33 protein-coding genes and 1 pseudogene are annotated in these 26,778 nt (G+C 36.5%); 7 read left to right on the forward strand and 27 right to left on the reverse strand.

Features of this window, described 5'->3' with window-relative positions; translation table 11 throughout:
• Positions 1-87 precede the first annotated feature (87 nt).
• The 5 genes from CVT05_RS06770 to CVT05_RS06790 are packed head-to-tail and all read left to right on the forward strand — an operon-like array spanning position 88 to position 3,946.
• Positions 88-1,002: a branched-chain amino acid transaminase gene (locus tag CVT05_RS06770; RefSeq protein ID WP_021090882.1), complete on the forward strand. Its 915-nt coding sequence runs from the start codon at positions 88-90 to the stop codon at positions 1,000-1,002.
• A gap of 17 nt (positions 1,003-1,019) precedes the next feature.
• A complete protein-coding gene (locus CVT05_RS06775) occupies positions 1,020-2,138 on the forward strand; it encodes a prohibitin family protein (RefSeq protein WP_021090685.1) in 1,119 nt (372 codons plus the stop codon).
• Positions 2,139-2,140: 2 nt separating this feature from the next.
• Positions 2,141-2,875, forward strand: coding sequence for a bifunctional phosphoribosyl-AMP cyclohydrolase/phosphoribosyl-ATP diphosphatase HisIE (gene hisIE, locus CVT05_RS06780; protein ID WP_103644733.1), 735 nt, complete (start codon positions 2,141-2,143; stop codon positions 2,873-2,875).
• The gene (locus CVT05_RS06785) at positions 2,865-3,395 is read left to right on the forward strand and encodes a DUF2393 family protein (protein ID WP_084109182.1); all 531 of its coding nucleotides are present in this window, start codon (positions 2,865-2,867) and stop codon (positions 3,393-3,395) included. The genes hisIE and CVT05_RS06785 overlap by 11 nt, the downstream gene beginning before the upstream one ends.
• Positions 3,395-3,946 (forward strand): DUF2393 family protein, encoded by a 552-nt coding sequence (locus CVT05_RS06790; protein ID WP_021090969.1) that lies wholly within the window; start codon positions 3,395-3,397, stop codon positions 3,944-3,946. Before CVT05_RS06785 ends, CVT05_RS06790 begins: the two co-directional genes overlap by 1 nt.
• A gap of 119 nt (positions 3,947-4,065) precedes the next feature.
• On the opposite strand, the gene CVT05_RS06795 is transcribed toward CVT05_RS06790, so the two are convergent.
• The 24 genes from CVT05_RS06795 to mqnP all read right to left on the reverse strand — a co-directional run bounded on the left by CVT05_RS06795 (position 4,066) and on the right by mqnP (position 21,091).
• On the reverse strand, positions 4,066-4,728 hold the full coding sequence (locus tag CVT05_RS06795; RefSeq protein WP_103604192.1) for a hypothetical protein: 663 nt from the start codon (positions 4,726-4,728) through the stop codon (positions 4,066-4,068).
• Positions 4,725-6,062 carry an amidophosphoribosyltransferase gene (purF, locus tag CVT05_RS06800; RefSeq protein WP_107698259.1) on the reverse strand — a complete coding sequence of 446 codons (1,338 nt, stop codon included), beginning with the start codon at positions 6,060-6,062 and terminating at the stop codon, positions 4,725-4,727. Before purF ends, CVT05_RS06795 begins: the two co-directional genes overlap by 4 nt.
• A gap of 9 nt (positions 6,063-6,071) precedes the next feature.
• Positions 6,072-6,380 carry a DUF2314 domain-containing protein gene (locus CVT05_RS06805; protein ID WP_159071222.1) on the reverse strand — a complete coding sequence of 103 codons (309 nt, stop codon included), beginning with the start codon at positions 6,378-6,380 and terminating at the stop codon, positions 6,072-6,074.
• Entirely contained in the window at positions 6,373-7,143 is a 771-nt protein-coding gene (gene dapB / locus CVT05_RS06810) for a 4-hydroxy-tetrahydrodipicolinate reductase (RefSeq protein ID WP_107698261.1), read from the reverse strand. The genes CVT05_RS06805 and dapB overlap by 8 nt, the downstream gene beginning before the upstream one ends.
• 147 nt (positions 7,144-7,290) lie before the next feature.
• Entirely contained in the window at positions 7,291-8,229 is a 939-nt protein-coding gene (locus CVT05_RS06815; protein WP_107698262.1) for an NAD(P)/FAD-dependent oxidoreductase, read from the reverse strand.
• Positions 8,230-8,238: 9 nt separating this feature from the next.
• Positions 8,239-8,685 carry a hypothetical protein gene (locus tag CVT05_RS06820; protein ID WP_054196066.1) on the reverse strand — a complete coding sequence of 149 codons (447 nt, stop codon included), beginning with the start codon at positions 8,683-8,685 and terminating at the stop codon, positions 8,239-8,241.
• Positions 8,685-8,999 carry a thioredoxin gene (gene trxA / locus CVT05_RS06825; RefSeq protein ID WP_012001054.1) on the reverse strand — a complete coding sequence of 105 codons (315 nt, stop codon included), beginning with the start codon at positions 8,997-8,999 and terminating at the stop codon, positions 8,685-8,687. Before trxA ends, CVT05_RS06820 begins: the two co-directional genes overlap by 1 nt.
• Positions 9,000-9,071: 72 nt before the next feature.
• Entirely contained in the window at positions 9,072-9,413 is a 342-nt protein-coding gene (locus CVT05_RS06830) for a YraN family protein (RefSeq protein ID WP_103579749.1), read from the reverse strand.
• 1 nt (position 9,414) lies between these two features.
• The gene (locus CVT05_RS06835) at positions 9,415-10,677 is read right to left on the reverse strand and encodes a homoserine dehydrogenase (RefSeq protein ID WP_107698263.1); all 1,263 of its coding nucleotides are present in this window, start codon (positions 10,675-10,677) and stop codon (positions 9,415-9,417) included.
• The gene (locus CVT05_RS06840; RefSeq protein ID WP_084109200.1) at positions 10,674-11,882 is read right to left on the reverse strand and encodes an LL-diaminopimelate aminotransferase; all 1,209 of its coding nucleotides are present in this window, start codon (positions 11,880-11,882) and stop codon (positions 10,674-10,676) included. The genes CVT05_RS06835 and CVT05_RS06840 overlap by 4 nt, the downstream gene beginning before the upstream one ends.
• A gap of 9 nt (positions 11,883-11,891) precedes the next feature.
• On the reverse strand, positions 11,892-12,674 hold the full coding sequence (locus CVT05_RS06845; RefSeq protein WP_107698264.1) for a hypothetical protein: 783 nt from the start codon (positions 12,672-12,674) through the stop codon (positions 11,892-11,894).
• Entirely contained in the window at positions 12,668-13,609 is a 942-nt protein-coding gene (locus tag CVT05_RS06850) for a phosphatidylglycerophosphate synthase (protein WP_107698265.1), read from the reverse strand. Before CVT05_RS06850 ends, CVT05_RS06845 begins: the two co-directional genes overlap by 7 nt.
• The gene (gene rlmB, locus CVT05_RS06855; RefSeq protein ID WP_107698266.1) at positions 13,602-14,282 is read right to left on the reverse strand and encodes a 23S rRNA (guanosine(2251)-2'-O)-methyltransferase RlmB; all 681 of its coding nucleotides are present in this window, start codon (positions 14,280-14,282) and stop codon (positions 13,602-13,604) included. Before rlmB ends, CVT05_RS06850 begins: the two co-directional genes overlap by 8 nt.
• Positions 14,283-14,392: 110 nt before the next feature.
• Positions 14,393-15,208, reverse strand: a complete 816-nt coding sequence (gene rsmI, locus CVT05_RS06860; protein WP_107698267.1) for a 16S rRNA (cytidine(1402)-2'-O)-methyltransferase — start codon at positions 15,206-15,208, stop codon at positions 14,393-14,395.
• Between the two features lie 3 nt (positions 15,209-15,211).
• Complete coding sequence (rpmE, locus tag CVT05_RS06865; protein WP_002942443.1) at positions 15,212-15,412, reverse strand: 50S ribosomal protein L31; 201 nt, start codon at positions 15,410-15,412, stop codon at positions 15,212-15,214.
• A gap of 83 nt (positions 15,413-15,495) precedes the next feature.
• Positions 15,496-16,152 carry a 16S rRNA (uracil(1498)-N(3))-methyltransferase gene (locus tag CVT05_RS06870; protein ID WP_107698268.1) on the reverse strand — a complete coding sequence of 219 codons (657 nt, stop codon included), beginning with the start codon at positions 16,150-16,152 and terminating at the stop codon, positions 15,496-15,498.
• Positions 16,153-16,554, reverse strand: a complete 402-nt coding sequence (locus tag CVT05_RS06875; RefSeq protein WP_085657889.1) for a hypothetical protein — start codon at positions 16,552-16,554, stop codon at positions 16,153-16,155.
• Positions 16,551-16,754 carry a hypothetical protein gene (locus CVT05_RS06880; RefSeq protein WP_107698269.1) on the reverse strand — a complete coding sequence of 68 codons (204 nt, stop codon included), beginning with the start codon at positions 16,752-16,754 and terminating at the stop codon, positions 16,551-16,553. The genes CVT05_RS06875 and CVT05_RS06880 overlap by 4 nt, the downstream gene beginning before the upstream one ends.
• Positions 16,754-17,335, reverse strand: a complete 582-nt coding sequence (locus CVT05_RS06885) for a 6-pyruvoyl trahydropterin synthase family protein (RefSeq protein ID WP_103628324.1) — start codon at positions 17,333-17,335, stop codon at positions 16,754-16,756. Before CVT05_RS06885 ends, CVT05_RS06880 begins: the two co-directional genes overlap by 1 nt.
• A complete protein-coding gene (locus CVT05_RS06890; RefSeq protein ID WP_103628325.1) occupies positions 17,335-18,090 on the reverse strand; it encodes a 7-carboxy-7-deazaguanine synthase QueE in 756 nt (251 codons plus the stop codon). The genes CVT05_RS06885 and CVT05_RS06890 overlap by 1 nt, the downstream gene beginning before the upstream one ends.
• Positions 18,090-19,058, reverse strand: a complete 969-nt coding sequence (gene moaA, locus CVT05_RS06895; protein ID WP_107698270.1) for a GTP 3',8-cyclase MoaA — start codon at positions 19,056-19,058, stop codon at positions 18,090-18,092. Before moaA ends, CVT05_RS06890 begins: the two co-directional genes overlap by 1 nt.
• A gap of 138 nt (positions 19,059-19,196) precedes the next feature.
• Positions 19,197-19,703, reverse strand: coding sequence for a DUF6115 domain-containing protein (locus tag CVT05_RS06900; protein ID WP_021091068.1), 507 nt, complete (start codon positions 19,701-19,703; stop codon positions 19,197-19,199).
• A 9-nt stretch (positions 19,704-19,712) separates the two neighbouring features.
• Positions 19,713-20,234, reverse strand: coding sequence for a hypothetical protein (locus tag CVT05_RS06905; protein WP_087578263.1), 522 nt, complete (start codon positions 20,232-20,234; stop codon positions 19,713-19,715).
• Entirely contained in the window at positions 20,231-21,091 is an 861-nt protein-coding gene (gene mqnP, locus CVT05_RS06910; protein WP_107698271.1) for a menaquinone biosynthesis prenyltransferase MqnP, read from the reverse strand. The genes CVT05_RS06905 and mqnP overlap by 4 nt, the downstream gene beginning before the upstream one ends.
• A 105-nt stretch (positions 21,092-21,196) precedes the next feature.
• Between mqnP and CVT05_RS06915 the strand changes: the two genes are divergently transcribed.
• Together CVT05_RS06915 and miaA are read left to right on the forward strand one after the other, a co-directional pair.
• Positions 21,197-22,411 (forward strand): FAD-dependent oxidoreductase, encoded by a 1,215-nt coding sequence (locus tag CVT05_RS06915; protein WP_107698272.1) that lies wholly within the window; start codon positions 21,197-21,199, stop codon positions 22,409-22,411.
• A gap of 2 nt (positions 22,412-22,413) precedes the next feature.
• Entirely contained in the window at positions 22,414-23,289 is an 876-nt protein-coding gene (gene miaA, locus CVT05_RS06920) for a tRNA (adenosine(37)-N6)-dimethylallyltransferase MiaA (RefSeq protein ID WP_107698273.1), read from the forward strand.
• Positions 23,290-23,319: 30 nt separating this feature from the next.
• Here miaA and CVT05_RS06925 read toward each other — a convergent pair whose 3' ends face one another.
• From CVT05_RS06925 to CVT05_RS06935, 3 genes and pseudogenes are all read right to left on the reverse strand, one after another.
• Positions 23,320-24,312, reverse strand: coding sequence for an iron-sulfur cluster assembly scaffold protein (locus CVT05_RS06925; RefSeq protein ID WP_084109229.1), 993 nt, complete (start codon positions 24,310-24,312; stop codon positions 23,320-23,322).
• A gap of 18 nt (positions 24,313-24,330) precedes the next feature.
• A complete protein-coding gene (locus CVT05_RS06930) occupies positions 24,331-25,521 on the reverse strand; it encodes a NifS family cysteine desulfurase (protein ID WP_107698274.1) in 1,191 nt (396 codons plus the stop codon).
• Between the two features lie 397 nt (positions 25,522-25,918).
• Positions 25,919-26,778: pseudogene (locus tag CVT05_RS06935) on the reverse strand (thioredoxin reductase); the annotation flags it as partial.

Below are 26,778 nucleotides of genomic sequence, written 5' to 3' on the forward strand. Positions count from 1 at the left end.
TGCAAATTTTGGTCTTAGAAATGTAAATTTAAAGCAATTTTAGATAAACTCAGACCAAAATTTCTAAGAAAAAAGAAAGGTTTAACAATGAATGCTTCAGAATTTATCTGGATGGATGGAAAATTAGTTAAATGGGACGATGCAAAAGTACACGTTCTAACTCACTCTTTACACTATGCTAATGCCGTATTTGAAGGCACAAGAGCTTATAAAACAAAAAAAGGTCTAGCTATTTTTAGACTTCAAGATCACACAAAAAGGCTTTTAAGATCAGCAAAAATGACTGTTTTAAATGTACCTTACACTGAGGAAGAGCTTGAAAAAGCGCAAATAGAGCTTCTTCGCGCAAACAAATATGACGGCAATGTTTATATCCGCCCACTTATATTTTTAGGATACGGCGTAATGGGTGTAGCCCACACAAAAGCGCCAGTGCAAACTGCTATCGCTTCATGGGAATGGGGTGCATATCTTGGCGATGAAGGCCTAGAAAAAGGCATTAGAGTTAAAATTTCAAGCTTTGCAAAACTTGCACCTGCTGCCCAAATGAACAGAGCAAAAGCTAGCTCAAACTACCTAAGCTCACAAATGGCAAACTACGAGGCAAAAGAGGCTGGATACGACGAGGCGCTACTTCTTGATAGCGAAGGCTTTGTGGCTGAAGGTCCAGGCGAGTGTTTCTTTATCGTTGAAAATGGCGTCTTAATCACTCCACCAAACGACAATAGCCTACTTAGCATCACTCAAGATACAGTCATAAGACTTGCTCACGATCTTGACATCGAAGTAAGAAGAGAGCGCATCACAAGAGATCAGGCATACACTGCTGACGAGGCGTTTTTCACAGGCACAGCAGCTGAAGTAACACCTATAAATAGCATAGATAACCGCATTATCGGCAACGGAGCCAGAGGAGAAGTGACAAAGAGACTACAAAAAGCTTATTTTGACGTAGTTTATGGACTAAATAAAAAATATGAATCATTTTTAACATATATTTAAAAATTTAAAGGAATGAAATGCCCGCTGATTTAAACGATTATTTCAATAAAAAAAAGCCAGGTAATGACAACAGAGGCTCAAGTCAAAATAGCGACAAAGAGCCGCCTTTCAAAAAGGACTTTAAAATGCCAAATTTACCAAGTGGTTTTGGTAAATTTGGAGCACTTGCCTACATTGTAATTGCAATTATTGCTATTTTTGCTATCACTCAGCCATTTAAAGTGATTCACTCAGGCGAAGTTGGTATTAAGTCTACAGCAGGTAAATACGAGCCAAATCCTTTGCAACCAGGCTTTCACTTCTTTTTACCTTTTATCCAAGATATCATCATCGTGGACACCAGAGTTAGGATCATAAATTATACTTCTGGCGAGGATATGGGCGAATCAATGCAAAAATCATATCAAGGCGTTGGCGCTGGAATTTTACGTAAAAATTCTATTTCAGTGCTTGATGCTAGAAATTTACCAGTTAGCATTGATATTACTGTGCAATACCGTTTAAATCCAGAAAATGCCCCTCAAACTATTGCCTCTTGGGGTCTTAGCTGGGAGAGCAAGATAGTTGATCCTGTCGTTCGTGACGTAGTTCGCAGTATCGCTGGTAAATATACAGCAGAAGAGCTTCCAACAAAGAGAAACGATCTAGCAAGACAAATCGATGATGGCATAAGAAAAGACATCGACTCTCAGCCAAATAAGCCAGTTGAGCTTTTAACAGTGCAGCTTCGTGAGATCATCTTGCCTTCAAAGGTAAAAGAGCAAATCGAGCGCGTTCAGATCGCAAAGCAAGAAGCTGAAAGAACAAAATACGAAGTAGAAAGAGCAAATCAAGAAGCCTTAAAACAAGCCGCACTTGCAGAAGGTACCGCTAAAGCTGCGATCATTGAAGCAAAAGGTAAGGCTGATGCCATTAAAATCGAAGCTGACGCAACTGCGTATGCAAATAAAGAGGTTGCAAAAAGTGTCGATCAAAATCTACTAAATTTAAAGCAGATCGAGACGCAAAACAAATTTAACGAGGCTCTAAAAGAAAACAAAGATGCTAAAATTTTCTTAACACCTGGTGGGGCTGTGCCAAACATCTGGCTAGATGCAAAAGATAAAGCAAGAGCTAGCTCAGTAAGCGAAAGGTAAAAATGAATAGCGTAACAAAAAGTATAGACTGGCAAAAGGTTGGTGGATTGCTTCCAGTAGTGGTTTGCGATCATGCCACAAATGAAGTTTTAATGCTTGCTTACATGAACGAAGAAGCACTAAATTTAAGTCTATCTAGCCGTTACGCTCACTATTTTTCACGCACCAAAAATAGAATTTGGAAAAAAGGTGAAGAAAGTGGCAATACTCAGGAGATAAAAGCTGCTTTTTTAGACTGCGACAACGATACTTTACTTTTAAAAGTGATTCAAAACGGCGGCATAGCTTGTCACACTGGAGCAAGATCATGCTTTTTTAATGAGATAAATTTGCATGACGGCAAAATTTTAGATACAAAAGTTGAAGTCAAAAAACCAAATTATGGCGTACTTGACGAGCTTTACCATGTGATAGAAGATAGAAAGCTAAATGCCAACCCTGAGACTTCATATGTGGCAAGTCTTTTTAAAAAAGGTGAAAATCAAATTTTAAAGAAAGTTGGCGAAGAGGCTGGCGAATTTATAATGGCCGCAAAGGATCTTAGTTTCGTAAAAAACTCAAAGCAAAATGAGCAAAAAGCAAAAGATGATCTGATCTACGAAGCAGCCGATCTTTGCTTTCATGCACTTGTAGCACTTTCAGCCCATAATATCCATCCAGATGCTGTAAAAAACGAACTTGCAAGGCGTTTTGGTATGAGCGGCATTGAAGAGAAAAGATCGCGAGATGTTAAATAGCATTAAGCACAACTTGCTTTTTGTATTGCAAAATGCAAAGCTCATTGATTTTCTAACCTATGGCTGGATATTTTTAGCATTTATACTAATTGTGCTTTTAGGAATTTTTATCGCGATAAAGTCGTGGTGGCAGATAGGATTTTTATTTATTCTAGCTGGTTTTTTCGGACTTTTTGTAGGTAATTACTACGCAAACAAATATATAAATGAAAATTTAAGGCCAGTTAGCATAAGCAAAATAATAACCAAGCAGCTTCAATATGTTGATGCGTTAATGGTTGATTTTAATATTACAAATAATTCAAATAATGCACTTAGTGTCTGTAAAATCGAGCTTGACTTCTATCTAAGCTCAAGGCAAAATACGAAAGATTTTTTTAACTCGCTTAATCCATTTGCTAGAAAAAGAATCATCTTAAACGAGGAATTTTTGCCAAAGCAAAGCATTGAGATTAAAGAATTTGTCAATGATTTCGCATTTATAGATTACAATATCTCTAAAAAAGTGGAGTGTTTTTGATGAGCTCAGCATATTTTACGATCGTTCATATTATCGTTCTTTTTGCGATTGCTCTACTTTCTATTTTGTTTCTTGTTCTTTCACTTAGAGCTGAGCGAAAGTTATTTTTATCACTATTTTTTACAAACATTTTGGTCTCAACTACACTTGCTGTTTTTTTGATGCTAGTGCTTGATAAATATACAAAAAAAGGTATGCTCGAAAATGTAAAAAGTGAACGAATTTTACGAAATGAAAGTATTGTTTTTAAGGGGCAAGTGAGAAACATTGGTAAATTTACAATTAGCAACTGCACACTGACAGTCAAACTAATCAATCAACCGCTAAATAAAAATGACCTTGGCGGTGAAGCATTTTTTAAGCCAAGTGGGCTTTCATTTTTCTCATGGGTTCTTGGCACAGATAAGGATGAGAGGCCAAATACAGTTGAATATAAATTTGATGTAGCCAAAAATTTACCAAAGCAAAAAAGCACACCATTTACCGTATATATGCCATATCCGCCTTACTTTAAAAATGGCATGAATATCACAAAACTAAATTGCTACTAATCAAGTTAAAGCAAAATTTTACAAATTTCATAGGATAAAACGCTAAGTCTTGGTTTGATTTTAGATTAAATTTTATCTTTTTAGCATCTGCAATAAACACGATTTTTTAAGATAAAGATTTAAAAAGTACAAAGTATATCAAGTAGCCTGCCCAATTTTTGTAGGTCATTTAAAAAGAGCTGCTTTGTCTTTTGTGTAAATTCTTTTGCTTCTTCTAGGATTTTAGTCTCGGCTATATTATAAACAAACTCTTTTTTTAGGATCTTTGAACCTTTTTTATAAAAGAAATTTGCATCTATTAAGCTTGCAAAAAAGCTATCATCTCTTAAATAATAGTTTGTTGCCACATTTATATGCACTGGCTTTTGTAACAAAAAATCACCACAAATACTATTTTGTGAGCTAAATTTAACACTCTCAAGCACATCGGGCCTTATCTCATAAAATTTTATCTCATTAGCTTTTTTTAAAGCTAATATATCTCTTGATTTATTTAAATTTATAGAGTTGTTATTTACTTCAAGTACATTTATAGTACCCTTTGCAAGCGAATAAGCATTTAAAATCTTATCTTCTGCTAAAAAATTTACTATACCAAAAAATGGCACACTAGTATTTTGTTCTGTAAAATTTTGAGCAGTTTTTATTTGTAGCTGCTGTTTTGTGCCATTTATCTCATAGTAGCTTACGTAAATAGAAATTTCATCTTTTTTGCTTGGACTCTTTTGTGAGCAACCACTAAAAAATATTGCAATAAGCAAAAAAATGGCTAAATTTTTCACTTTATGAAATAGTCACCATCAAAGCTTACAAGCGAATATTTTCGCTCATTACCGATACTTTCTTTAAGTTCGTCTATACTTAAAAATTCTAAGCTATCTGCACCGATATATTCTCTTACTTCCTCTGCATTTTTTTTAGAGCTTATTAACTCTTCAAAGCTTGGCGTATCGATACCGTATCGCTCAGGGTATTTAAGCTCAGGGCATGCGACTCTAAAATGAATCTCTTTGGCGCCCGCATGTCTTAAAAGATCAACCACCTTTTTTGAAGTAGTACCGCGAACGATACTATCATCGATAACAACGATACTTTTACCTTTTAGAACCGATGACATCGGGTTAAGTTTTAGCTTGACTTTTAAATTTCTCATCTCTTGGCTTGGCTCGATGAAGGTTCTACCCACATAGTGGTTTCTGGTGATAGCTAGCTCAAAAGGGATCTTGCTCTCGTTTGCATATCCGAGCGCTGCTGGTACTCCACTATCTGGTACAGGTACGACAAAATCTGCTTTAATTTTGCTCTTCTTAGCTAGTACTTCACCCATTTTTTTTCTAACTTCATAGACACTTTTACCTTCTATCACGCTATCTGGACGCGCAAAATAGATATATTCAAATGCACAAATTCTAGGATCTGGATCATAAATTTGGATACTTTGAAACTCACTTTTTCCATGTTCAAAGACTATCATCTCACCAGGCCTAATATCTCTTATAAAGCTAGCCCCCACAAGATCAAAAGCACAGGTCTCGCTAGCTACGATATATCCACCATCTTTTAGACTACCAAGACTTAGCGGTCTAACACCCCAGCGATCTCTTATGGCAAAGGTTTTATGGCGTGACTGGATAAGCAGACAATAAGCACCTTTTATCTTGTCAAGTGCCGCAATAATACGGTCCTGCAAGTGTTCGCTATGGTTTCTTGCGATTAGATGGATGATATTTTCAGTATCCATATTTGTCTGAAATATCGCACCATCCTTAATAAGCTCATCTCTAACCTCATCTTTATTTACCAAATTTCCATTATGGACGATTGAAATTTGTCCCAAAGAGTAGTTGGCGGCTATTGGCTGGGCATCACGACCTGAGTTTTTACCAGCAGTTGCATAACGGTTGTGACCGATCGCCATATCACCTTTTAGTGATCTTAAAATTTCTTCATTAAAGACCTCTGTAACTAGGCCACTACCCTTGTGAGTAGAAATTTCTCCGTCATCACAAACGCTAATGCCGCTAGCCTCTTGACCGCGATGCTGCATAGAAAATAACGCATAATACGCAGTCTTTGCTGCATCTTTAGAATTTATAATACCAACTATTGCACACATTTTTTTCCTTTAGTTTTCATCATCTTTGTAAATTTCAAGAACATTTTTGTAGTTAAACTTGATCTCATCGCCAGCATTTAAACAGCCTTTTGTAAATGGTTCATTGTCTAAAATGCCGGTAAATTCGCCGTTATTTGTCTCGCTAACGACCACCCACATGCGCTCAACCTGAGCAAACTCATCATCTTCAAATCTAAATATAAGCTTTACTATATCACCAGTTCTTAAATTTTGGCGCTTTTCACGCTCCGGCAGGTAGAATTTATCACCAGACTCTAGTTTGTAACTCTCTATATCATCAAGCTCAAATTTAATCACCAAGCCCTAAGCTATCGTCTATCGAGTAAAGGCCACTATTTTGATCTTTTAGCCAGATGGCAGCCCTGATCGCACCTTTTGAAAAGGTTGCCCTACTCGTTGCGGTGTGATTTAGCTCAATAAACTCACCGTCATTATAAAAGCCAACCGTATGACGACCGACTACATCGCCACCACGAAGCGCCATGACTGCGATCTCGTCCTTGCTTCTTTCGCCCACCATGCCGGCTCTACCAGTTACTAAAACATCTTTTAAATTTAAATCTCTTGCCTCAGCTACACTTCCTGCAAGTGTCATCGCAGTGCCACTTGGAGCATCTTTTTTATGCCTATGGTGCTGTTCGACGATCTCTATGTCAAATTCTCTTAATGTTTTTGAAGCAATCCTTGCAAGGCGGTTTAGTACAGCCACACCCAAACTCATATTTGTTGCGTAAAGAATAGGCATAGCTCCAGATGCTAAATGGAGTAAGTTTTTATCTTCGTCATCTAGCCCGGTCGTACCGATAACTAATGGTTTTGGATTGGTTCTAGCGTAGTTTAGCAGTGCCATGGTCGCCTCTTTTTGACTAAAGTCGATTATCACATCGCACGCTTCAAAAAATTTAGCAAAGTCATTTGTCAAAAGTTCGTTACTTAAATTTTCAACCTGATTTTTTTGGCTAAAAGCGATGCTTAAAGTGGCATCTTTTTCATCTTTTAAACAAGAAATGATACTTTGAGCCATCTTTCCACTAGCACCATAAAGGCCTATTCTTACCAAAATTTATCCTTTGATTTTTGGGTGAAATTTAACATAAAATTTATTATATATAGATTACAAATAGGCTTTTAAAAATGCGTATAAAATCAAAATTTTAATAGAAAAAAGAAGAAAAATTTAGCCAAAAAATTTGGCTAAATTTTAGTATTAATGCAAGCTTTCTATGTAACTCATAGCACTAAGTGCAGCCACTGCGCCGTCACCAGCTGCTACGATGACTTGCTTTGGAGCGTCTTCTCTGATATCACCTGCTACAAAGAGTCCATTTAGGCTAGTTTGCATCTTAAGATTTGTCTTAACCTGCCCGCCATCAACCATTTCGCAGATAAATTTGCCATTTTCATCTTTTAAAATTTCATTATTTACATTTAGTCCGACAAATGTAAAAATTCCCGGTACATCAAGCACGCGCTCGCCATTTTTAGTATCAAGCACAATCTTTGTTAGGCCCATTTTATCGCCAAGCGCCTCTTTTATCGTCGCACTTGTTATAAACTCGATCTTTTCATTTTTTCTAGCTTTTTCAACCGTAGTTGGCGCCGCTCTAAACTCTTCACGTCTATGGATTAGATAGACTTTTGAGCAGATATTCGCTAGATAAAGTGCCTCTTCAACGGCTGTGTCGCCACCGCCAAGAACAGCTACCTCTTTATTTTTGTAAAAAAATCCATCGCATGTTGCGCATGTGCTAACACCTTTGCCAAAGAACTCATCTTCACCCTTAAAGCCAGCACGTCTTGGGGTTGAGCCAGTTGCTACGATGACAGCCTTTGCCTGCTCGCTCTTGCCGCCTTCAAGTAAAATTTCAAAACTGCCGTCGTTGTTTTTTCTAACGCCAAGGACGTTTGCCCACTTGTGGACTAGCCCAAATGCGCTGCACTGTTTCCACCAAGTGCTCATAAAGTCAAAGCCACTTTCGCCAGGGGCTTTTTGACCCGGGTAGTTTTCTATCTCTGAGCTAGAGGTGATCTGACCACCAGGCTCGCCTTTTTCAAACATTACAACATTTTTTAATCCGCCTCTAGTGGCGTAAAGTCCGGCGCTTAGTCCTGCTGGACCGCCTCCGATGATCGCTAAATCAAGCATAAATTTCCTTTATTCTAAAACATTTATGGGCGAATTTTGTTTATAAATTTCACCCCTTTGATGAACTATCTCAACACTACTTGGAAGCTTTGTAATGCTCAAATTTCGCATCAGCTCCAAGACCGTATTAATATCTGAGCTTATATATTTTAGTGTTGAGTTTGACTCATATCTTTTTTGAAAGATATCGATTGCCACAACTGTTTCGTTTTTGATTGGTAAAATTTCGTCTAATTTTGATTGATTTGAGCTAAAGATTAAAAGCGTGTATTTTGGCTCTTTTGGAGTAAAAATTTCGCTTTTTTCGTAGAAAACTAGCTTCGCAAAATCAACAAATTTATATTGTGAAAAACGATAGTTGCTATACGCAAATGCAGCTGCTATCATAGCTGCACCAAAAAATGAACCAAATATATATGTAAGAGGAAGTAGGCTTCCTCTTCTTTTTTCGCTCATTAAAGAAGCGAATTTAGTTTGTCAGTTAAGGCTTGTTTTGACTGCGCACCGACCATTTGCTCAACTAGCTCGCCATTTTTGAAAAATAGCAATGTTGGGATCGATCTGATGCCAAACTCAACCGCAAGATCTTGTACTTCATCAGTATTTACCTTGCAAATTTTCGCTTTTCCGTCGAAGTCTTCAGCAAGCTCTTCGATCACTGGAGCTAGCATACGGCAAGGTCCGCACCATGGAGCCCAAAAGTCTACTAAAGCAACGCCTTCTTTTGTAACATCAAAATTTTCTTTTGTAAGTTCGATGTATTTTCCCATTTTTTCTCCTTATTTTTAAAATGTGGCAATTATACAAATTAAATTTAAATTTTATCTAAATAATAAATTTTATTATAAACTAATATTTTCTATTAGTTCTAAATCTTCATTTTTTATGACGAGTAAATCGACTTGAAAATCTCTATTTGGCTCATTTTTCATCATATAAAAATTTATAGTTTTTAAGATTTTTATATATTTTGCATTATTTAGTCTATACTCTGCTTCATATTCTCCACTAGTTGCTTTTACCTCTATGAAGTGTAAAATTTTATCACTACTTAGTGCGATAATGTCGATCTCGCCAAATTTAGAGTGAAAATTTCTCTCTAAAATGACAAAACCAAGCTTTTGTAAAAATTCGCACGCCCTATCTTCTGAGCTTTTGCCAAAGAGATACTCTTTTAACCCCAAGCTACTCCTCGATCCTCATCATAAATGGCTCTTCTTTTATATACTCTTGCTCTTTTAAAATTTCAATTGTCCTTCTTACATCAGCCTCAAGACTCGTATGTGTCGTAAAAAACAATACAGCAAATTCGCTCTCATCTTTTGGTTTTTGAAGTATGCTATCAATCGATAAGTTATTTTCGCTCATTAAATTTGTAATCTTTGCTAGCACACCCATTTTATCTTCGACTTTTAACCTAAAGTAGTACTTCGTCTTTATCCTATCGCGGTCAAGTAACTCAAGCGTATTTAATTCAAACGGTGCTTTATATCCAAGCATCGGCGATTTGCTATCTCTTGCGATGTCGATAAGATCGCTGATCACCGCGCTTGCCGTTGCGTCGCCGCCAGCTCCAGGTCCATAGTACATAGTCTCACCAACGACCTCGCCAACGACACTGATCGCATTTGTTACGCCACTTGCCTTTGCTATCATTTTATTTTGCGGTACAAGTGCTGGATGTACGCGTAGCTCGATTTTACCCTCGCTTTTTTTGGCAATTGCTAGAAGTTTTATTGAGTATTCGAAATCTTTTGCGAAAAATATGTCTTCTGGCGTGATGCCTTGAATCCCTTCGATCAAGATATCCTCTGGATCGCCATGCACACCGTATGCGATGCTTGCCAGTATAAGAAGCTTATGAGCCGTATCAAAGCCTCCCACATCAAAAGTAGGATCAGCCTCAGCGTATCCGAGCTCTTGAGCCTTTTTAAGAGCGTCTTTAAAATTTGAACCCTCATCCATCATCGAGGTTAGGATAAAGTTACTAGTTCCGTTAAGTATGCCATTTATACTAACGATATGGTTTGCACTTAAGCCTTCTCTTAAGGCTCTAATGATCGGTATGCCACCAGCCACGCTTGCTTCAAAGCCAAATGGCGTGTTTTTGGCTAAATTTTGCAAAGCGTATCTGTGGTAGGCAAGAAGTGCTTTGTTTGCAGTTACAACTGCTTTTTTGCGCTTTAAAATTTCACTCACAACCCTAAAAGGCTCTTCTACACCACCCATAAGTTCGATAAAAACGTCAATATCATCGCGGTTTACAACGCTATTTATATCGTCAGTCAAAGGGATGCCCACGTCTCTTTTTTTGTTTAAATTTCTGACCACGCCGATGACTGGTACGATCTCTTCGCCACTTCTTGCTGCGATTAGCTTTTTATTTTTTAGTAAAATTTTTGCAACTGCCTCACCAACGGTTCCAACGCCTAATATCGCTACATTCATTCAAATTCTTTCAAATATTTTTTTATATTTCTTGCTGCTTGTCTTATTCTATTTTCGTTTTCTATAAGAGCTAGACGCACATAGTCGTTTCCGCCCTCGCCAAAACCAATACCTGGACTAACTGCGACTGATGCCTTTGTAAGAAGCTGCTTTGAAAACTCAAGGCTGCCTAAGTGGCTAACTTTTGGTGGAAGTTTCGCCCAAATAAACATACTAGAGCTTGGTTTCTTAAGCTCCCAACCAGCCTGAGCAAAGGCCTCTATCATCACATCTCTTCTTTTTTCATAAATTTGGCGTATCTCTTCAACGCAGCTTTGATCACCATCAAGTGCGACTGTGGCAGCCACTTGTATCGGCGTAAACATACCGTAATCAACCCATGATTTTATCTTTTTAAGTGCAGCACAAAGCCTTTTATTTCCGCACATAAAGCCAACTCTCCAGCCAGCCATATTGTAGCTTTTTGAAAGTGTATAGCACTCGACTGCGACATCTTTTGCACCATCAACCTCAAAGATACTTGGCGTTTTGTAGCCATCAAATGTAAGATCAGCGTAGGCGATGTCAGATATGACGTAAAATCTCTCTTGTTTTGCGATGCTTACAAGGCGCTCGTAAAAGCTCTTTTGCACTGTCACGGTCGTTGGATTGTGAGGGAAATTTACGACTACGTATTTTGGTTTTGGCGAGCTTGCGTGTATGGTTTGGATCAAATTTTCAAAAAATTTATTCTCATCTAACTCAAATTTATCATTATAGTGAAGTGGCATCTTTGCGACACTTCCGCCAGCAAATAAAAACGCTTGCGTGTGTATCGGATAAGCAGGATCGGGCACGATAGCCACATCGCCTGGGTTTATCACGGCTTGAGCTAGGTGAACAAAACCCTCTTTACTACCCATCGTGGCGACTGCTTCGGTATCTGGGTCTAAATTTACGCCGTATTTTCTCTTATACCAGTTGCAAATGGCAAGGCGGAGCTTGTAAATTCCAGCACTAGCTGAGTAGCCGTGAGTCTTGTCCTTTTGCGCGCTTTCACATAGTTTATCGACAATGTGCTGTGGCGTTCTACCCTCAGGATTACCCATAGAAAAGTCGATGATGTCCTCACCAGCTCTTCGTGCAGCCATTTTTATTGCATTTACTTCGGCAAAAACGTAGTTTGGCAAACGCTCAATTGTATTAAATCTTATCTCATCAAACACTGCTTACTCCTATTTTATAAGCTTGATAATTATCTCATTTTTTATATTATTTATATCAACATTATCGCTAATTAATGCGTATTTTGCGCCTATTGCTAATTTTATAGAAACGGCGGTTTTTGCTTGCTCCTCTTTTATAGAGTCAATCTGATTTAAATTTTTATCATAAATTCTAACAAGTGGCATCCATCTATTTGACTCTTTTGACGCGATATCCAGACTACTTGCACCCTCAACATCAACAAAATAAGTACCACCGCTTTTTAAAAGTGGCGTCTCTTCGTCAAAATTTACCTTTGTAGCCTTAAGAATCATATTCTGAGCATCTAAAAATATCTCTAAATTACCATCAACTCTATCAAATCCTAAAATTTTAAAACCGCTTTGACTAAGTGCTAAGCTTAATAAACTTGGATCTATTCCTCCATTTTTTATGGTCGAAATCCCATAAGAAATTTGATCTCCATTTTTTAGGGAATTTATCCTTGAAATACTTATGTTGGCATCATCTAGAGTTGAATTTATTGATTTTACAAATAATGTAGAAGGAACTTTTTGCTCGCTTATAAATTTTAAATTCAAACTATTTGAACCAAATGAAATGCTATCGTAACTTGAGCTTTGTTTTAATCTTGATACTAGCTCACTGACATTGAGCGAGCCATTTTGGTCTAAATTTTCTAAAGAAATTTGCACATTTTCAACATTGCTTAAAGCACTTGCGCTAGTTTGTAAGCTAAAAGCATAGGCAAATACACTAAAAGCGGTGAAAATCGCTATTTTTCTTACCAAGATTTACCCTTGTTAAGTTCTACAAACTCATCATAGCTCACAAATTTCATCTCTCCATTTTCTACTAAAAATCTAGCTGGGCGGCTTGGATTGTATTTTGTCACCTTATCGCCGATCTTTAGCTCAATGTTGCCATTTCCACAAACTACGAGCTGCCTTTGGTCTAAATTTATATTTATACTTTTACTTGTGTCGTTTGATACTTTTTGACCATTTTCAAGGTTAATGATGCCTATCCAGACACGTTGTTTTGGTGTAATAACCGCCTCATTTAGTGGCTTTGTAATGTTTTGCTCTATCTTAGGAGCTGACTGAGCTGCCATGCTTGGCTTCACAGCATTTTGCTCCATGTTTGCAGGACTTGTTGTCACATTTTGCTCAACTGGAGCTGAAATTTTCACACTTGATACATTTGCTTCTATTTTAGGGCTATTTTGAGAGATGGTGATATTTGTATCGATGATATTTTTCTTCACCTCATTTACTATGCTTGACTGCGAATAGCTCACGCTTTTATTCTCATCATTTAAAAACGATAAAAAATTCTCGATATATTTGTAAGCATCAAAATGATATGCCACGCCAGCGATAATAGCTAAAATGATAAGCCAAAATAAAAATCCAACACCGCCGCTACCGCTTTGTCTTTGCATAGTAATATCTTTTGGAGTGTAAGAAGAAATTTTTGGAGTAACTTTAGTTTTGTGACTCTCATCAGGGGTATTTTCTTGCATAAAGGCATCATATTCAGCGAGCAATTCGCTCAAATCAACATCATATTCACGTTGCAAAATCTTGGCATAGCCTCTAATGTTTAAACGTGATAATTTTTCAAAATTTTTATCAAAAATATATTGTAAAAATGTAGGCTCAATATGCGTTTTACGTGAAATTTCCTTTATACCTATCTCTTTTAAATTCTCTAATTCATTCATCTATCATCCTGTCACAAATTATTGCAAAAGCTGCACTTACATTTAAGGAGTCCCAGCCCTCTTTTAACTTTATACCAATACACTCATCACACTTTGCTAGAGCCTTTTGCGGTATGCCTTCGCCCTCTGAGCCCATCACCAAAGCTCTTTTACCAGCAAACCTCATCTCTTTTACGTTTTTGCCATTACTTGCTGTTGCATAAATTTTAAAACCAAATTGCTTTAGTTCATTTAACAAACTAAGCCCGTCTTCAAAAATCGCTATTGGTATCTCATAAGCAGCGCCACTACTTGATCTTAAAACGCCTTGCATATTTATACTTTTTGCCACTATCACAAGACCTTCGCAGCCTAGAGCATAAGCACTTCTAGCGATAGCACCGATATTGCCAACATCGCTTATACCATAAAGAATAACGATAAAATTTAGCTTTTTAAGCTCAGCAATGTCTGAAAATTCAAACTCACTAACATTCGCTAAAAAACCTTGATGGTTTCCACCGCGAGCTAAAGACTGTGCTTTTTGATTATCCACGCGGATGATTTTTTTGCCTGTGCCACAAATTTTAGAGAAGAGTTTTTTGTCACACTCTTTTGAGAGATATATCTCTTCTAATATCTGTGGTCGCTTGTTCAAAATATGTAAAAATAGTTGTTTTCCGTATATTATCATGGTAACTTATGGTAGCTAAAGTCAATTAAAATTTAACTTATTTTTGTATGTAACTAGAGTAAATTTTACACTTTCGTTTAGTATCACTTAGTAGTTTCATAGCCCATAATTTAAGCTTTCGTAAGTTCATCATATATCTTTTTTACATCTTCTCCAGTTATTTTGTTAAGCAATTTTGCTTTTACTTTTGGAGCAAGATCAAGCGAAAGTATCTCATCTTTTGTAATATTTTGAGTGGCTGTTTTGTCACTCTTTGAGATGACAACCACCCACTCTCCACTTAAATTTGCTTTTTCTAAAATTTGAACTAAATTTTGAGCCTTTTCTTTAAATTTAGTCTCAAATTTTTTAGTGGCCTCTTTTATGGCAAAAATTTCTCTCTCAGGCTCTAGATTTGCGATGCTTTGTACTAAGCCTAGTATGCGTTTTGGGCTTTCGTAAATAACGGCCGGATAAGCTAAATTTAGAGCATTTTGTATAGCTAAAGCTCTGTCTCTGCCAGTATTTGGTAAAAAGCCTAAGAAAACAAATTCTTTATCGCAAAGCCCGCTTGCGACTACGCTTAAAAGTGCGGCGTTTGCTCCGCTTAAAATTTCATATTCAATGTTATTTGTTTGAGCATATCTTACTAGACTTACTCCAGGATCGCTGATACCTGGCATGCCAGCATCACTCATATAGGCCACATTTTTGCTAAAAAAATCATCACTTAAATTTATGAAAAAGTCATCTTCGTTATGAGTGTGAAGTGGGATAAATTTTGAGATATTTATACCCGCATCAAAGCGTTCGTTTAGCAGATTTACAAGGCTTTTGCAAACTCTTGTATCTTCGCAGATGGCTATCTCGCATTCACGCAAAATTCTAATCGCACGAAGCGAGATATCTTCTAAATTTCCTATTGGAGTAGGAATAAAGTAGAGCAAGGCTTATTTTTGAGCGTATTTTTTCTTAAATTTCTCAACACGGCCAGCACTGTCAACTATCTTTTCGCTGCCTGTGAAAAATGGGTGGCACTTGTCGCAAATGTCAATTCTGATCTCGCTTTTGTTTGACTTTGTTTTAAAAGTGTTTCCGCAAGCACAAGTTACAGTGCAATCTACGTATTCTGGATGGATATCTTTTTTCATCATTTTTCCTTTATTATTTTTGGGCTAATTATCTACATTAAAAGTTGCTGATTATATAAAAAGAAATCTAAAAATCAAATAAATTAAGCTAGGAATTTTGCCGCTACTGATATAACCGCGGTCTGTGATCTTAAGATATTTTTTGTATTTAGGCCGTAGCTATTTTTAAATTTAGCCGTCTCTTCCTCACTAAATCCACCCTCTGGACCGATTATTAAAAGCTCGTCATCTTTTTTTTCATTTAAGCTTTTACCACCAAAATTTATAGCTGAGACATTTTTATAAACGCTCATTAGCTCGTCCAAATTTTTATAAATTTCAAACTCCATTAATGAAGTTCGTCCGCACTGCTCGCAAGAGAGAGCATTTATGTAGTTTAGCCTTTCAATATCTATCTTAAAATTTGCTTGAGAAAATTTAGTATAGACAAAAGCTATTTTACCAACGCCAAGTTCATTTAAAAATGGCAATGTCTTTTCTATCGTCTTTGGATCGACGATAGCCCAAGCGATCGTAAAGTCGAATTTTTGCTCGCCATTTGAGCTGGCAAAGACAAGACTTAAGCTCGCACTTCGCCTATCAATCTCATCAATTTCATAAATATACTCTTTAAAGTCTCGTAAATTTCTAACACTTATTCGCTCACCAGCTTGCATTCTTCTAGCTTTTAGGTGCAAAAAAGCTTCATTTACTATCTTTAAGCTTTCATTACCTGCATTTTTATCATATAAAAATTTCATCTAAATCCCTGCAACTACAACTAAAACAAGATCACAAAATCCCTTAATAAGGGCAAATTTTTTAAATTTTTCTAAATCGCCATTAGCTGCATAAATTTTTAATCTTTTAAAACCTATGGCACTAAGTGCGATTAAAATTATTAAGATAATTAACATTTTTATGGCATTAAATTTAAACTCATATCCGTAATACGCCCATAAAATAAGTCCGGTTAGCACAAGAAAACTAAGTAGCATATGATAAATCGGTAAAAAATATCTTATACGAAGTACATAGTTTTTACTATTGCTACTAAACTGAGTAAGTATTAAATAAAGTATATTACAGGCAACTAGTGCATAAAAAAATATCACATGAAAAGGCAAAGTGTATGCAAAAAGCGAGGAGAGATGTTCGTTCATTTCTTATCTTTAGGAGACTCGTTCTCTTCGACGACTGGCTCAGGTGGGAGTTGTTCATCGATTGTGACATTTGCGTCTGGTTGAGCTATAGTCACGTCACTCGGTACTGGCTCGCTAACATCGTTTTTAGCCTCATCTTTATCTCCACAACCCGCAAATAGACCAGCTATAAATAAAAAAGAAGTTATAATTTTTTTCATCAAACGTCCTTTGGAATTTCTATTTTTAACCTATTTTTCATCTTCTCGAATAAATTTTTATCTTCCCACTCTTCTATGATAGCGTCTGAAAATTTGATCTCATCTAGCTTTATCTCGCCCATTTGCGCATTTACGGAGTCCTCTTTAAAGCACTGTGCATAGCCTGTATCAGTCTCATGCACGATAATGCTATGAAGCTTCACTTCACGCTCACCGTTATTCATCACGCTAAGTTCAAGCAGTCTTTCTATTAGTACAAAAAATATGCGGCAAAACTGCTCTGCACTTGGATTTAGCGGAATCTCGATCCATCTTGCCGAGTGCTTTTTTAGATCATTTTTATACTCGTCATTATCGCCTGAAAATATTGTTGTAGCGTGATCAAAACTATCGATGATCGTTTTTATATTTTGCTTCATCAAGCCAAAATCATAAACCATGCCGGCGTTATCAAGAAAATTTGAGCTAAGTAAAATTTCAGCCACATAGCTGTGCCCGTGGATGCTAGTCCTACAACGCTTTGAGCTACAAAATCTCACAATATGTGCATTTTCAAATCTAAAAAGCTTTCTAATAATCATCAAACACCTTCTTTATCGCCCCAAAGCCTGATGTGGATACGCTCTGAATAATTAAATCCATGCTTTATGGCAAATTCTGCTGTTTTTAAAGCATTTTCGTTTAGCTCAGCTCTATTTGCTCCTATTGCCATACACCAAACTGGCAAATCCACTCTATTTTTTATATTTATAATCTCGTCCAACTCGCTTTTGTCAAAGTGCGAGAGGACAAATTTTAAAAAGCTGCTTCTTGCATTATTTTTAATAGCCAAAATAGCATCTAAATTTATGCGTTTTTGCTCGCTAACTCCGCTATTTACTAGCTTTACACCAAGTGCAAAGTGGCATTTTTTATAAATTTCATATTTAGCAAAATTAATTAAGATAGTGCCATTTGTCTCAAAATGCACTTCATAATCTTCAAGCAATTTCTTTACCAAATTTATAAAATTTTCATTTTCATGCCAGATGAGCGGCTCGCCACCGGTTAAAACAATGATCGGTTTTTGCATTAAGCCTTTGCATAGGTTGTCAACTATGCCTAAAATTTCATCTACACTGTAAATTTTATAATTAAAATGCCCTTTAAAAACAGCCCTTATGCTATCACATCCTAGTAAGCTTTCGCCAGTTTTTAAAGATTTTGTTTGCACGCCAAAGCCAGAGCAGTTTAAGTTGCAGCCTAAAAAGCGTAAAAATATGGCGAGTCTGCCTTGGTAAGCTCCCTCGCCTTGAATGCTTAAAAACGCTTCAACTAGCTCTAGCTCTTTGCTCATCAACCACCAGTTTGATAAAAGGCACGCGAAGAGGTTTCATTGTTAGCACCTATCGCCCATTTGTTCTCTTTTGGTTTGTTTGCTAGCACTTGCCTTAAAATTTCACTTGCAGCTACGATATCACCTTTTTCAACCGCTTTTTTGATGCTAAGAGCTTCTTCAAAGTAAAGGCAAGGTATCAAAAGTCCTTCAGCACTTAGCCTGATACGGTTGCAACTCTCGCAAAAGTCGTGCTTATGCGGATCAATGATCCCAAATTTATAACCATCATCAAGCCTATAAATAGACGCAGGCGCATTTGGTAGTTTTCCATCTTTCGTGACATTATATTTTTGTGAGATGATTTTTAAAATTTCATCGCTACTTAGCCCTTTTAGATCATCTTTAGCGTGTGAATTTTCCATATACTCAATAAATCTGATCTGAGAATCTCTAAATTTAGCAAACTCGAGCAAATTTATAAGCTCATCATCATTTACACCTTTTAGTGCGACAGTGTTGATTTTTACCTTTAATCCAGCATCATGAGCTGATTCAAAGCCAGCTAAAACTTCGTGTAAAACGCTTTTTTGTGCGATAAATTTAGCCTTTTGCTCATTTAGTGTATCAAGTGACATATTTATGCGTTTTAGTCCAGCGTCTTTTAGCCTTTTGGCAAAGTGTGAAAGCATATAGCCATTTGTAGTAAGCGCTAGATCGATATCTGGATTATAATCACTTATCATCTTTATAAAAACGTCCAAATCCTTACGTACAAGCGGTTCGCCGCCAGTGATTCTTATCTTTTTTATGCCTTCATCGATAGCCACTTTTACAAATAAAAATAGCTCTTCAAAAGTTAATAAATTCTCTCTTGGCGTCCAGCTAAATGGCGTTGTAGGCATACAATACCTACACCTAAAGTTGCAACGCTGTGTTACAGAAATCCTTAAATAATCAACAACCCGACCATATTTATCGATTAGCATAAAGCACCTTCTTAAGCTTGGTTAGAGCTTTTTATAATTTTTTCAATTATATGTTAAAAGATTTAAATCAAAATAAAAATTTAAGCCAATTTTTGTAGTTTAAGAGTAGATTTGTCTTTTTAAAATTAGCCTGCAAATTTAGGCTAATTTATGAAATTTAAGCACAAACTCGACTCGCCCCATTCCAACATGAAGGTCTTTTGCGATCATTGCTGCACTTTTTCCATCTTTAAACATTTTTAGAATTTGTTCTTCTTCATTGATGACACTTGGTGCGATTTTATTAATATCTCTTGTTCGCTCTTCAAGACTAACAATTCTATCTTTTTGCTCTGTTGCAAAATCATCAATTACTCGCTCGATGCTCTTAATAGCACGAATTATTGGCACAATTTTCTCATTTATTTGCAAATCAATATTTTCTTTTATCTGTTTTTTAAGTGGCTCATATTGTTCACTATTTTTAAACGCCTCGCCCTCAAGCATTGAAATTTGCTTTTTTAGATTGAAATTTTCTTGCATAACGCTTTCTATCGCTCGCTCAAATCTCGCAAATTTCTTATTTGTCTCACTATCTTTTATCAACATTAAAGCTACTATTATCGCCAAAACGATACCAAAGCCTAAAAAAATATAAATTTCCATATTTTTCCTTTACGAATTCGCTCTCATTTCTCTTATCATTACACGCTCTCTAGCTGTTACGTAAGCGTTCCAGTCGGCTTCATCCTCTTCGTGCATATTTTCTATCTTTGCTAAATTTTCACTAATAGCTCTTAAATAAAGACTCAAATTTCTCTTTGGAAAGATAGGCATAGCAATCCTTGCGTAGTAAATTTCATCTTTTATAAATTTTTCTTCGCTTATTTTGATGTGTGTAAAGCCTATTTCTTCGATACTCACTCTCTCTTTTAGTGGCAAATATTGCTTATGTTCATTTTTAATATAATCACTCAGCGCATCAACTTTTCTATGAAGCTCGATCAGCAAAGTTAATAAAACTTGATCGCTCTCTTTGGTTTCGCCACGTGATTTAGCTCGTTTTAGCCAAGCCCCAAGCGCATCCTCTTCGCCCGGCAAGATGGAGTCAAACTCTCTTTTAAATTTCTCGCTCCCATCTTTATCAGACTCAAATTCCATATCAAGAGGTGCTTTAAACAGCTTAATCTCACTCATAATACGCTAATCCAAACAAAGATAAAAAATAAAATTCCCAAATAGCCATTTAATGTAAAAAATGCTCTATCTATCTTGCTAAAGTCGCGTCTTACGATCCTATGCTCAAAAAATAAAATAACGCCACTTACTAAAATTCCAAAAAATGCCATCGCTCCAAGTCCAGCCGCCCAAGCAAAAAGTAGCCAAAATATAAAAGCTAAAGCATGAAAAATGGCTGATAAAAAAAGTGTAGCCTTGTCGCCGTAAATAGCTGGTATGCTAAAGAGCTTGTTTTCTTTATCAAATTTCATATCCTGAAGTGAGTAAAGCAAGTCAAATCCAGCTACCCAAAATGTCACACCAAGGCAAAGTAATACGCTCCAAAGCGGTATAGCAGCACTCACTGCGACCACGCCAGCGATGGGAGCAAGACCTAGGCTAAGGCCAAGCACCAAGTGTGCTAGCTCGCTAAAGCGCTTAAACAGCGAATATCCGCCAAGAATAGCTAAAATAGGAAAACTTAGCCAAAATGCGAGCGAATTTATAAAATAAGCGCATGCGATAAAAATAAACGCATTTGCCACTATAAAAAGCTGCATATTGCTCCTACCGATACGACCATCAACGCTTGGACGGCTTGCAGTTCGCGGATTTAGCTTATCGATATCTTCATCTTTGTATCTATTAAAAGCCATAGCAAAATTTCTAGCACTAACAGCGCAAAAAGTACCTAAAATAAGTAGTTTAAAGCCAAACCAAGCCGAGCCACTTTCTATCTTGCTAGCAACTATCATCGCAACAAAAATAAAAGGCAAAGCAAAAACAGAATGCTTAAAAACGATAAGTTCAGCGATAATTTTTAATTTTTCTATCATTTGATAAATTTCCATTTTCTTTAAAAATGGTTGATTTTACACCATTTTGCTTTAAATTTGAATTTATATTATCATTACAAGATTAATTTAAAACAAAGGGTTATTATGGGCAAAGTAGCGATTATTGGAGATAGTTTTAGTGCGTTATTTACGGCTTACGAATTAGCTAAAAAAGGTGAAGAAATTTTAATTATTAGCAGCCAAAAAGATGATTTTACAAATGGAATTTTAGCACCCTTTGGTACACACGCTCTTGCAAAAGATGGAGCGATATCTAGCTCGTTTATGGGGCTAGTTAGCAAAAAAAGCGAGCTTGATATAAGTATTTGCTTAAATGAAAATTTTAGAGCTTGGATGACAAATTTTATACTTAAATCAACCAAAGCTCACGACAAAAAGATGCAAATTTTGTTTTCAAAATTTGGTAAGAAAAGCTTTGAAATTTTAAGAGATTTAAACAACAAATATCCGCAGATAAATTTCGATGAGAGCGGCGTTTATCTACTTTTTAGCAATGACGAAAGCTTTAAAAAAAGGCTTGATGAGACAAAGGTTGCCCATAGCGAGCAAGAAATTTTAAGCGTAGATAAAGAGCTTGCAAATTTTGGGCTAATAAATAAAAACATAAAAGGCGCTATAAATTTAGCCAACAACGCAAGCATTGATACAAATGAGCTCAAAAAAGCTTTGATAAATGAGCTAAATTCTCTTGGGGCAAAATTTATAAATGATGAAATTTACGAGCTAAAAACGCAGGGGCAAATAGTGCAAAAAGCTACCGGCAATAACGGCGAATATGAAGCCGATAACTTTGTGATCGCTTCAAAAAATTTAGAGCTTTCAAATAAGCTAGGCACGAGCTTAAATGCGATCTTGGCTAAATTTTACACTATTGATCTTAGTCTGAATGAAGGGCAAATCCCTGAAAAACCAATCATTTTAAATGATCTATTTGCCAAAATTTATTCTACTAAAAATGGCGTTACGATTATTACAAATTTACAAGTCGGCGCTATCGATACGCTTGTTAAAACTGAAAAAATTAATGCATTTTTAAATGAGCTAAAGATACATCTTGGCATAAGCGAGCTAAAAGAGCCTAGTTTTAGGGCAAACTACGTGCTTCTTAGCTCAAACGATAAGCCAGCTCTTGGACGCGATAACATATATAGTAACTTGATCTATAACCAAGCTTATGGACTAAATGAACTTAGCTTTGCTCCGTATTTTGCCGGTGTTTTGGCAAGTCTTATAAAAGATGGTAAAAACAACGAGGAAAATGATGAAATTTTACTCTTTAGCTCGTTTTACGAGGGCTAGACTTGTTTAAAGAATTTGCAATAATTGGCACCACAGCAAGCGGCAAAAGCGATCTTGCATTTGAGCTTGCAAAGGAGCTTAATGGCGTCATCTTAAGTCTTGATTCGCTTGCACTTTATAAAGAGATAGATATCGCCAGTGCAAAGCCAAATAAAGAACAGCTTGAAACTATAAAGCACTTTGGTGTAGATGAAATTTATCCTGATGAAGAATTTAGCGTTGGGGCATTTTTCGAAATTTATAAGAATGCAAAGGAATTTGCGCACTTACAAGACTGCCCGCTCATCATTACAGGAGGTAGTGGCTTTTATCTAAAATCAATGCTTAGCGGACTTGCACCAGATGTGCCAAAATGTGAGCTAAATTTAAGCAATCAAGAAATTTATGAGCTAGCTATAAAAATCGATCCTGAGTTTGCAAGCAAATTTAGCCAAAACGACTCTTATCGCCTCGAAAAGTGGTATCAAATTTATAAATTTAGTAGCCAAATCCCAAGCATTTGGCTAAGAGAAAATACTAAAGAGAGCATCATAAAAGAGCTAGCGATCTTTGAAATTTTATGGGATAAAGATGAGCTTAGAGAACGTATCAAGAAAAGAACAAAAGGCATGCTTGAAGCTGGGCTCATAGATGAGGCGAAATTTTTGTTTAATAAATACAAAAGTGAGCCAAAACCCCTAAAATCAATAGGTTTAAAAGAGTGCAAGCAATTTTTAGATAAAGAAATTTCTAAAAACGAGCTTGAAGAGCTCATAGCTACGCATACGGCTCAGTTAGCAAAACGTCAGCGAACCTTTAATCGCTCGCAGTTTGAAAAAAAATTCGTGGGTGATTTGGATCAAATTAGAAGTGAAATTTTAAAATTTTTAAGAGAATAAAAACTAGCCCACAAGGGCTAGTCAATAAAATCAAATAGGCATAACCCTAATTTTTGGGCTTAAGCTCTCTTGCAAGACATTTTCAATCGCGTAAAGAGTGCCAGTTGAGCCACTTGCACAGCCTGAGCAAGCACCAAGATAGCGGATATAAATATCAGTATTTTCTCCGTTATCATTTCTGATATCTAAAATTTCTAAATTTCCGCCATCCATCTCGAGCATTGGGCGAATTTCTTTATCTATGACAGACTCTACCGCTTTTAACTGCCCTACCATCGTCATATTTTCAAAGCTAATGTCGCCTAAAGTGTGATTTGCTTGGGCATTTGCCTGAGCTTCGATCTTCTCACGCTCCATCTCAGCCCTAGTATCACGCAAAATATCCACCAAATAATATTCTCTTTTTTCATGGCCACCAGGCTTTACGCAAGACTTGCAAAACGCACCAGCTTTGGTGTATTGCGTGATCTCCTCTACTGTGTGAAGGTCATTTAGTCTTATCACTTCTTTAATCGTACCAAGGCTTACCCTAGCGCACTCGCAAACGATGATCTCATCTTCAAAATGCTCTGGGTCTATGCCTTTATAGCTTGCGGCTGCTGCTTTGATAACGTCATACGCCATAACTGAGCAGTGCATCTTTTGAGGCGGGACAGCCGGTGTTTCTGGGTTGTCACGCATAGCTCTTTCAACATCTAAATTTGTTATCTTGACAGCTTCATCGACCGTTTTGCCAATACAAAGCTCAGCCATCGTATCAGAGCTAGCTATCGCTGTGCCACAGCCAAAGCTTTTAAATTTAGCATCTATTATTTTGTCTGTCTTTTCATCAACAAGCCAGTATAGCCTAACCGCATCACCGCAGCTTTCTGCACCAAAGTCAGCCACAATAAGCTTTGCGTTTGCCTTTTTAGCATCTTCTTCGGTTATCTCTCCCATAAATTTAGGATTATTCATCCTATCTTGCACTACCTTAGAATACTCATCCCAGATAGAGCCTCCGATCAAATTATTCTTTGCCATGTTTATTTCCTTTAAATTTTATAATCCACTCTTATGCCATTCTGGGGCGTAGGCAAATGTACTAGAGATACCTCTTAGTCTATTTACCGCTTTTGTTATATGCTCGATCGCATAATCAATCTCTTCTTCTGTATTAAATCTAGAAAGAGATAGTCTAAGTGCGGTGTGAGCCAGCTCTTTATCTGCCCCTATGGCCTCCATTATTGGGTTACTCTCTAATGTTTCACTTGCACATGCTGAGCCAGTTGAAGCTGCGATGCCAGCTTTGTTTAGATCCCAAAGTATAGCTTCGCCTTCAACGCCTTTTATAGAAGCCAAAATGGTATTTGGCACACGTTGTTCTTTTTTTCCTACAACGCTAACGTCAGGAATTTTTAAAATTGCATCTTCAAGCTTATCACGCAAACGGCGAACATGAGAGTGCTCATAATCCATAAATTTATTTGCCAGTTCAAGTGCTTTACCCATGCCGATGATGCCAGGAACATCGAGCGTGCCACTTCTGCGTCCACCCATGTGCTCGCCACCATGAAGCAAGCTACTTAGCGGCATACTATTTTTTATAAATAGTGCTCCAACACCCTTTGGTCCATGAAATTTATGCGCAGAAAAGCTTAAAAAATCAACGTCAAGGTCTTGAACATTTATCTTTATCTTACCAACTGCTTGAACCGCATCCGTGTGGAATAAAGCTCCATATTCATGAGCGATACTAGCAAGCTCTTTTACAGGAAAGATCATGCCGGTTTCGTTATTTGCACTCATTATAGAAACAAGTGCTACATTCTCATCCATTACAGCTCTTAGTTGTTCTGGTGTGACTATGCCATCGTTATTTACATCTAAAATAGTAAGCTCTACGCCATATTTTTCTAAAAATTTACAAGTCGCCAAAATAGCTGGATGCTCAACTGCAGTTGTTACGATACGCTTTTTCTCGCCAGTTGCTATTTTGTCAAAGTAGATGCCTTTTACTACCCAGTTGTTGCTCTCAGTTGCACATGAGGTAACAACGATATCATCGCTATCTTTTGCGTTTAGTCCGGTGTAGAGTTGATCTAGCGCTGTTCTTAAAGCTGGATGTGTTTCAGAGCCAAATTTATGAAGTGAATTTGGATTGCCGTATTTTTCACAAAAATATGGTTTCATAAGCTCAAAAGCTTCAGGATCAACCATTGTTGTAGCGTTATTATCTAAATATACTCTCAAATTTAAAAACCTTAATTAGGATAAAAAATATCCTTTTTATTTTTAATGGGATATTATAACAAAAAAGTTAAAAGCAAGTTTAAAAATATGCTTTAATTTTTTCAAAATTTAGCTCATTTTGATATTAAAATATATTGAAATTCTTTATCAAAATTTGTATAGAACGCTATTTGCGATTTTTCTTATAAAAAGGTCTAATTATCTCTTAAAATTAATTTATTTTTTTAAGTTAATAGTGCAATAAATATATTGCTTACATACATTATCTCTTTATAGTTTTCTTCTAGTTTTTCATATGAGGTTTTATAAAGTTCTATTAGGCCGGTTATCATAGAGATGCCTATGTCTTTTATTTATATTTGGCTCCGTTTGGAGCCATAGATATTAAATTTATTCTTTAATCCTTTATATTATGCTCTTTGGCATAGCTTAGTATCTTAGCTCTAAGATCTTCAGGAAAACTTTCTCTATACATTACTGGTGTTAGTGGATTTAGCTTTTTGTCTAATTTACCTGCTTCATATAGTCTTGTTAGCTCTTCAGGTGTGTTATAGTATGGTGCATTAGGATAGCCCTCAGGTGGAGTTAGGGACATTATTTTTGATTCTAGGAGGGTGGAGTCGATATAGAGATCTATGTCTCTATCTGTCATTTTGTTTGGAAACCCTTTTTTATCAAATCTAGTTGTAAAATGAGGCATTTCAGCTTTTAAGTAAGACATAAATTCTTCTCTTGTAGTCTCGTTTGCATCAAGGTCTCTAGGGTCTAGTAATTTACCTTTATCTTCTACGAGTTCTCTTAAAAATTTATGTGTTGTTCCTTCTGGATCAAATGCTACTCCGTCCCTATTAAAATCCATCACAAAGTAATTACCTACTATTTCATCTAGATAAGGCATCATGCCATATTCATCTAGTGGAGGGTTTTTAAACAATTTTTCAAATTTTATTTTTGTTTGTAAGTCTTTATTTGAGCCTGATATATAAGATGAAGAAGAAAAGTATCTAGCTAGCACTTTTAAAGCATCTAATTCTCCTAGTTGGGCCGCTAAAAATACTGCTTGTCTAGCTCTTGTCTTAAAGCCAGAGTTATTTAATACAGTAGCCGAAGAAAATGATCGTCTATCTCCTAATATACCTGCACATATATTCCACTCACCATTAAATAATCTTGATTTAAGTGTATTTTTATTTCTATCTACTTCATCATAAATTTCAGCATATTCAGGTTTAGTTAGTTTGCCATTGCTATCTACTC

This window comes from Campylobacter concisus (assembly GCF_003049705.1).
In the GTDB taxonomy this organism is placed as follows: domain Bacteria; phylum Campylobacterota; class Campylobacteria; order Campylobacterales; family Campylobacteraceae; genus Campylobacter_A; species Campylobacter_A concisus_AR.

Bases quoted from the DNA above. Each gene is read 5' to 3' on its own strand.
- CVT05_RS06875 (WP_085657889.1), bottom strand. From the start codon at position 16,554: ATGAACGAACATCTCTCCTCGCTTTTTGCATACACTTTGCCTTTTCAT.
- CVT05_RS06900 (WP_021091068.1), bottom strand. From the start codon at position 19,703: ATGGAAATTTATATTTTTTTAGGCTTTGGTATCGTTTTGGCGATAATA.
- CVT05_RS06905 (WP_087578263.1), bottom strand. From the start codon at position 20,234: ATGAGTGAGATTAAGCTGTTTAAAGCACCTCTTGATATGGAATTTGAG.
- CVT05_RS06870 (WP_107698268.1), bottom strand. From the start codon at position 16,152: ATGAAATTTTTATATGATAAAAATGCAGGTAATGAAAGCTTAAAGATA.
- rlmB (WP_107698266.1), bottom strand. From the start codon at position 14,282: ATGATAATATACGGAAAACAACTATTTTTACATATTTTGAACAAGCGA.
- purF (WP_107698259.1), bottom strand. From the start codon at position 6,062: ATGTGTGCAATAGTTGGTATTATAAATTCTAAAGATGCAGCAAAGACT.
- CVT05_RS06835 (WP_107698263.1), bottom strand. From the start codon at position 10,677: ATGAATGTAGCGATATTAGGCGTTGGAACCGTTGGTGAGGCAGTTGCA.
- mqnP (WP_107698271.1), bottom strand. From the start codon at position 21,091: ATGATAGAAAAATTAAAAATTATCGCTGAACTTATCGTTTTTAAGCAT.
- hisIE (WP_103644733.1), top strand. From the start codon at position 2,141: ATGAATAGCGTAACAAAAAGTATAGACTGGCAAAAGGTTGGTGGATTG.
- CVT05_RS06820 (WP_054196066.1), bottom strand. From the start codon at position 8,685: ATGAGCGAAAAAAGAAGAGGAAGCCTACTTCCTCTTACATATATATTT.
- CVT05_RS06775 (WP_021090685.1), top strand. From the start codon at position 1,020: ATGCCCGCTGATTTAAACGATTATTTCAATAAAAAAAAGCCAGGTAAT.
- CVT05_RS06880 (WP_107698269.1), bottom strand. From the start codon at position 16,754: ATGAAAAAAATTATAACTTCTTTTTTATTTATAGCTGGTCTATTTGCG.
- CVT05_RS06790 (WP_021090969.1), top strand. From the start codon at position 3,395: ATGAGCTCAGCATATTTTACGATCGTTCATATTATCGTTCTTTTTGCG.
- CVT05_RS06785 (WP_084109182.1), top strand. From the start codon at position 2,865: ATGTTAAATAGCATTAAGCACAACTTGCTTTTTGTATTGCAAAATGCA.
- CVT05_RS06885 (WP_103628324.1), bottom strand. From the start codon at position 17,335: ATGATTATTAGAAAGCTTTTTAGATTTGAAAATGCACATATTGTGAGA.
- CVT05_RS06850 (WP_107698265.1), bottom strand. From the start codon at position 13,609: ATGAATGAATTAGAGAATTTAAAAGAGATAGGTATAAAGGAAATTTCA.
- CVT05_RS06815 (WP_107698262.1), bottom strand. From the start codon at position 8,229: ATGCTTGATTTAGCGATCATCGGAGGCGGTCCAGCAGGACTAAGCGCC.
- rpmE (WP_002942443.1), bottom strand. From the start codon at position 15,412: ATGAAAAAAGATATCCATCCAGAATACGTAGATTGCACTGTAACTTGT.
- moaA (WP_107698270.1), bottom strand. From the start codon at position 19,058: ATGCTAATCGATAAATATGGTCGGGTTGTTGATTATTTAAGGATTTCT.
- trxA (WP_012001054.1), bottom strand. From the start codon at position 8,999: ATGGGAAAATACATCGAACTTACAAAAGAAAATTTTGATGTTACAAAA.
- CVT05_RS06770 (WP_021090882.1), top strand. From the start codon at position 88: ATGAATGCTTCAGAATTTATCTGGATGGATGGAAAATTAGTTAAATGG.
- CVT05_RS06890 (WP_103628325.1), bottom strand. From the start codon at position 18,090: ATGAGCAAAGAGCTAGAGCTAGTTGAAGCGTTTTTAAGCATTCAAGGC.
- CVT05_RS06915 (WP_107698272.1), top strand. From the start codon at position 21,197: ATGGGCAAAGTAGCGATTATTGGAGATAGTTTTAGTGCGTTATTTACG.
- CVT05_RS06925 (WP_084109229.1), bottom strand. From the start codon at position 24,312: ATGGCAAAGAATAATTTGATCGGAGGCTCTATCTGGGATGAGTATTCT.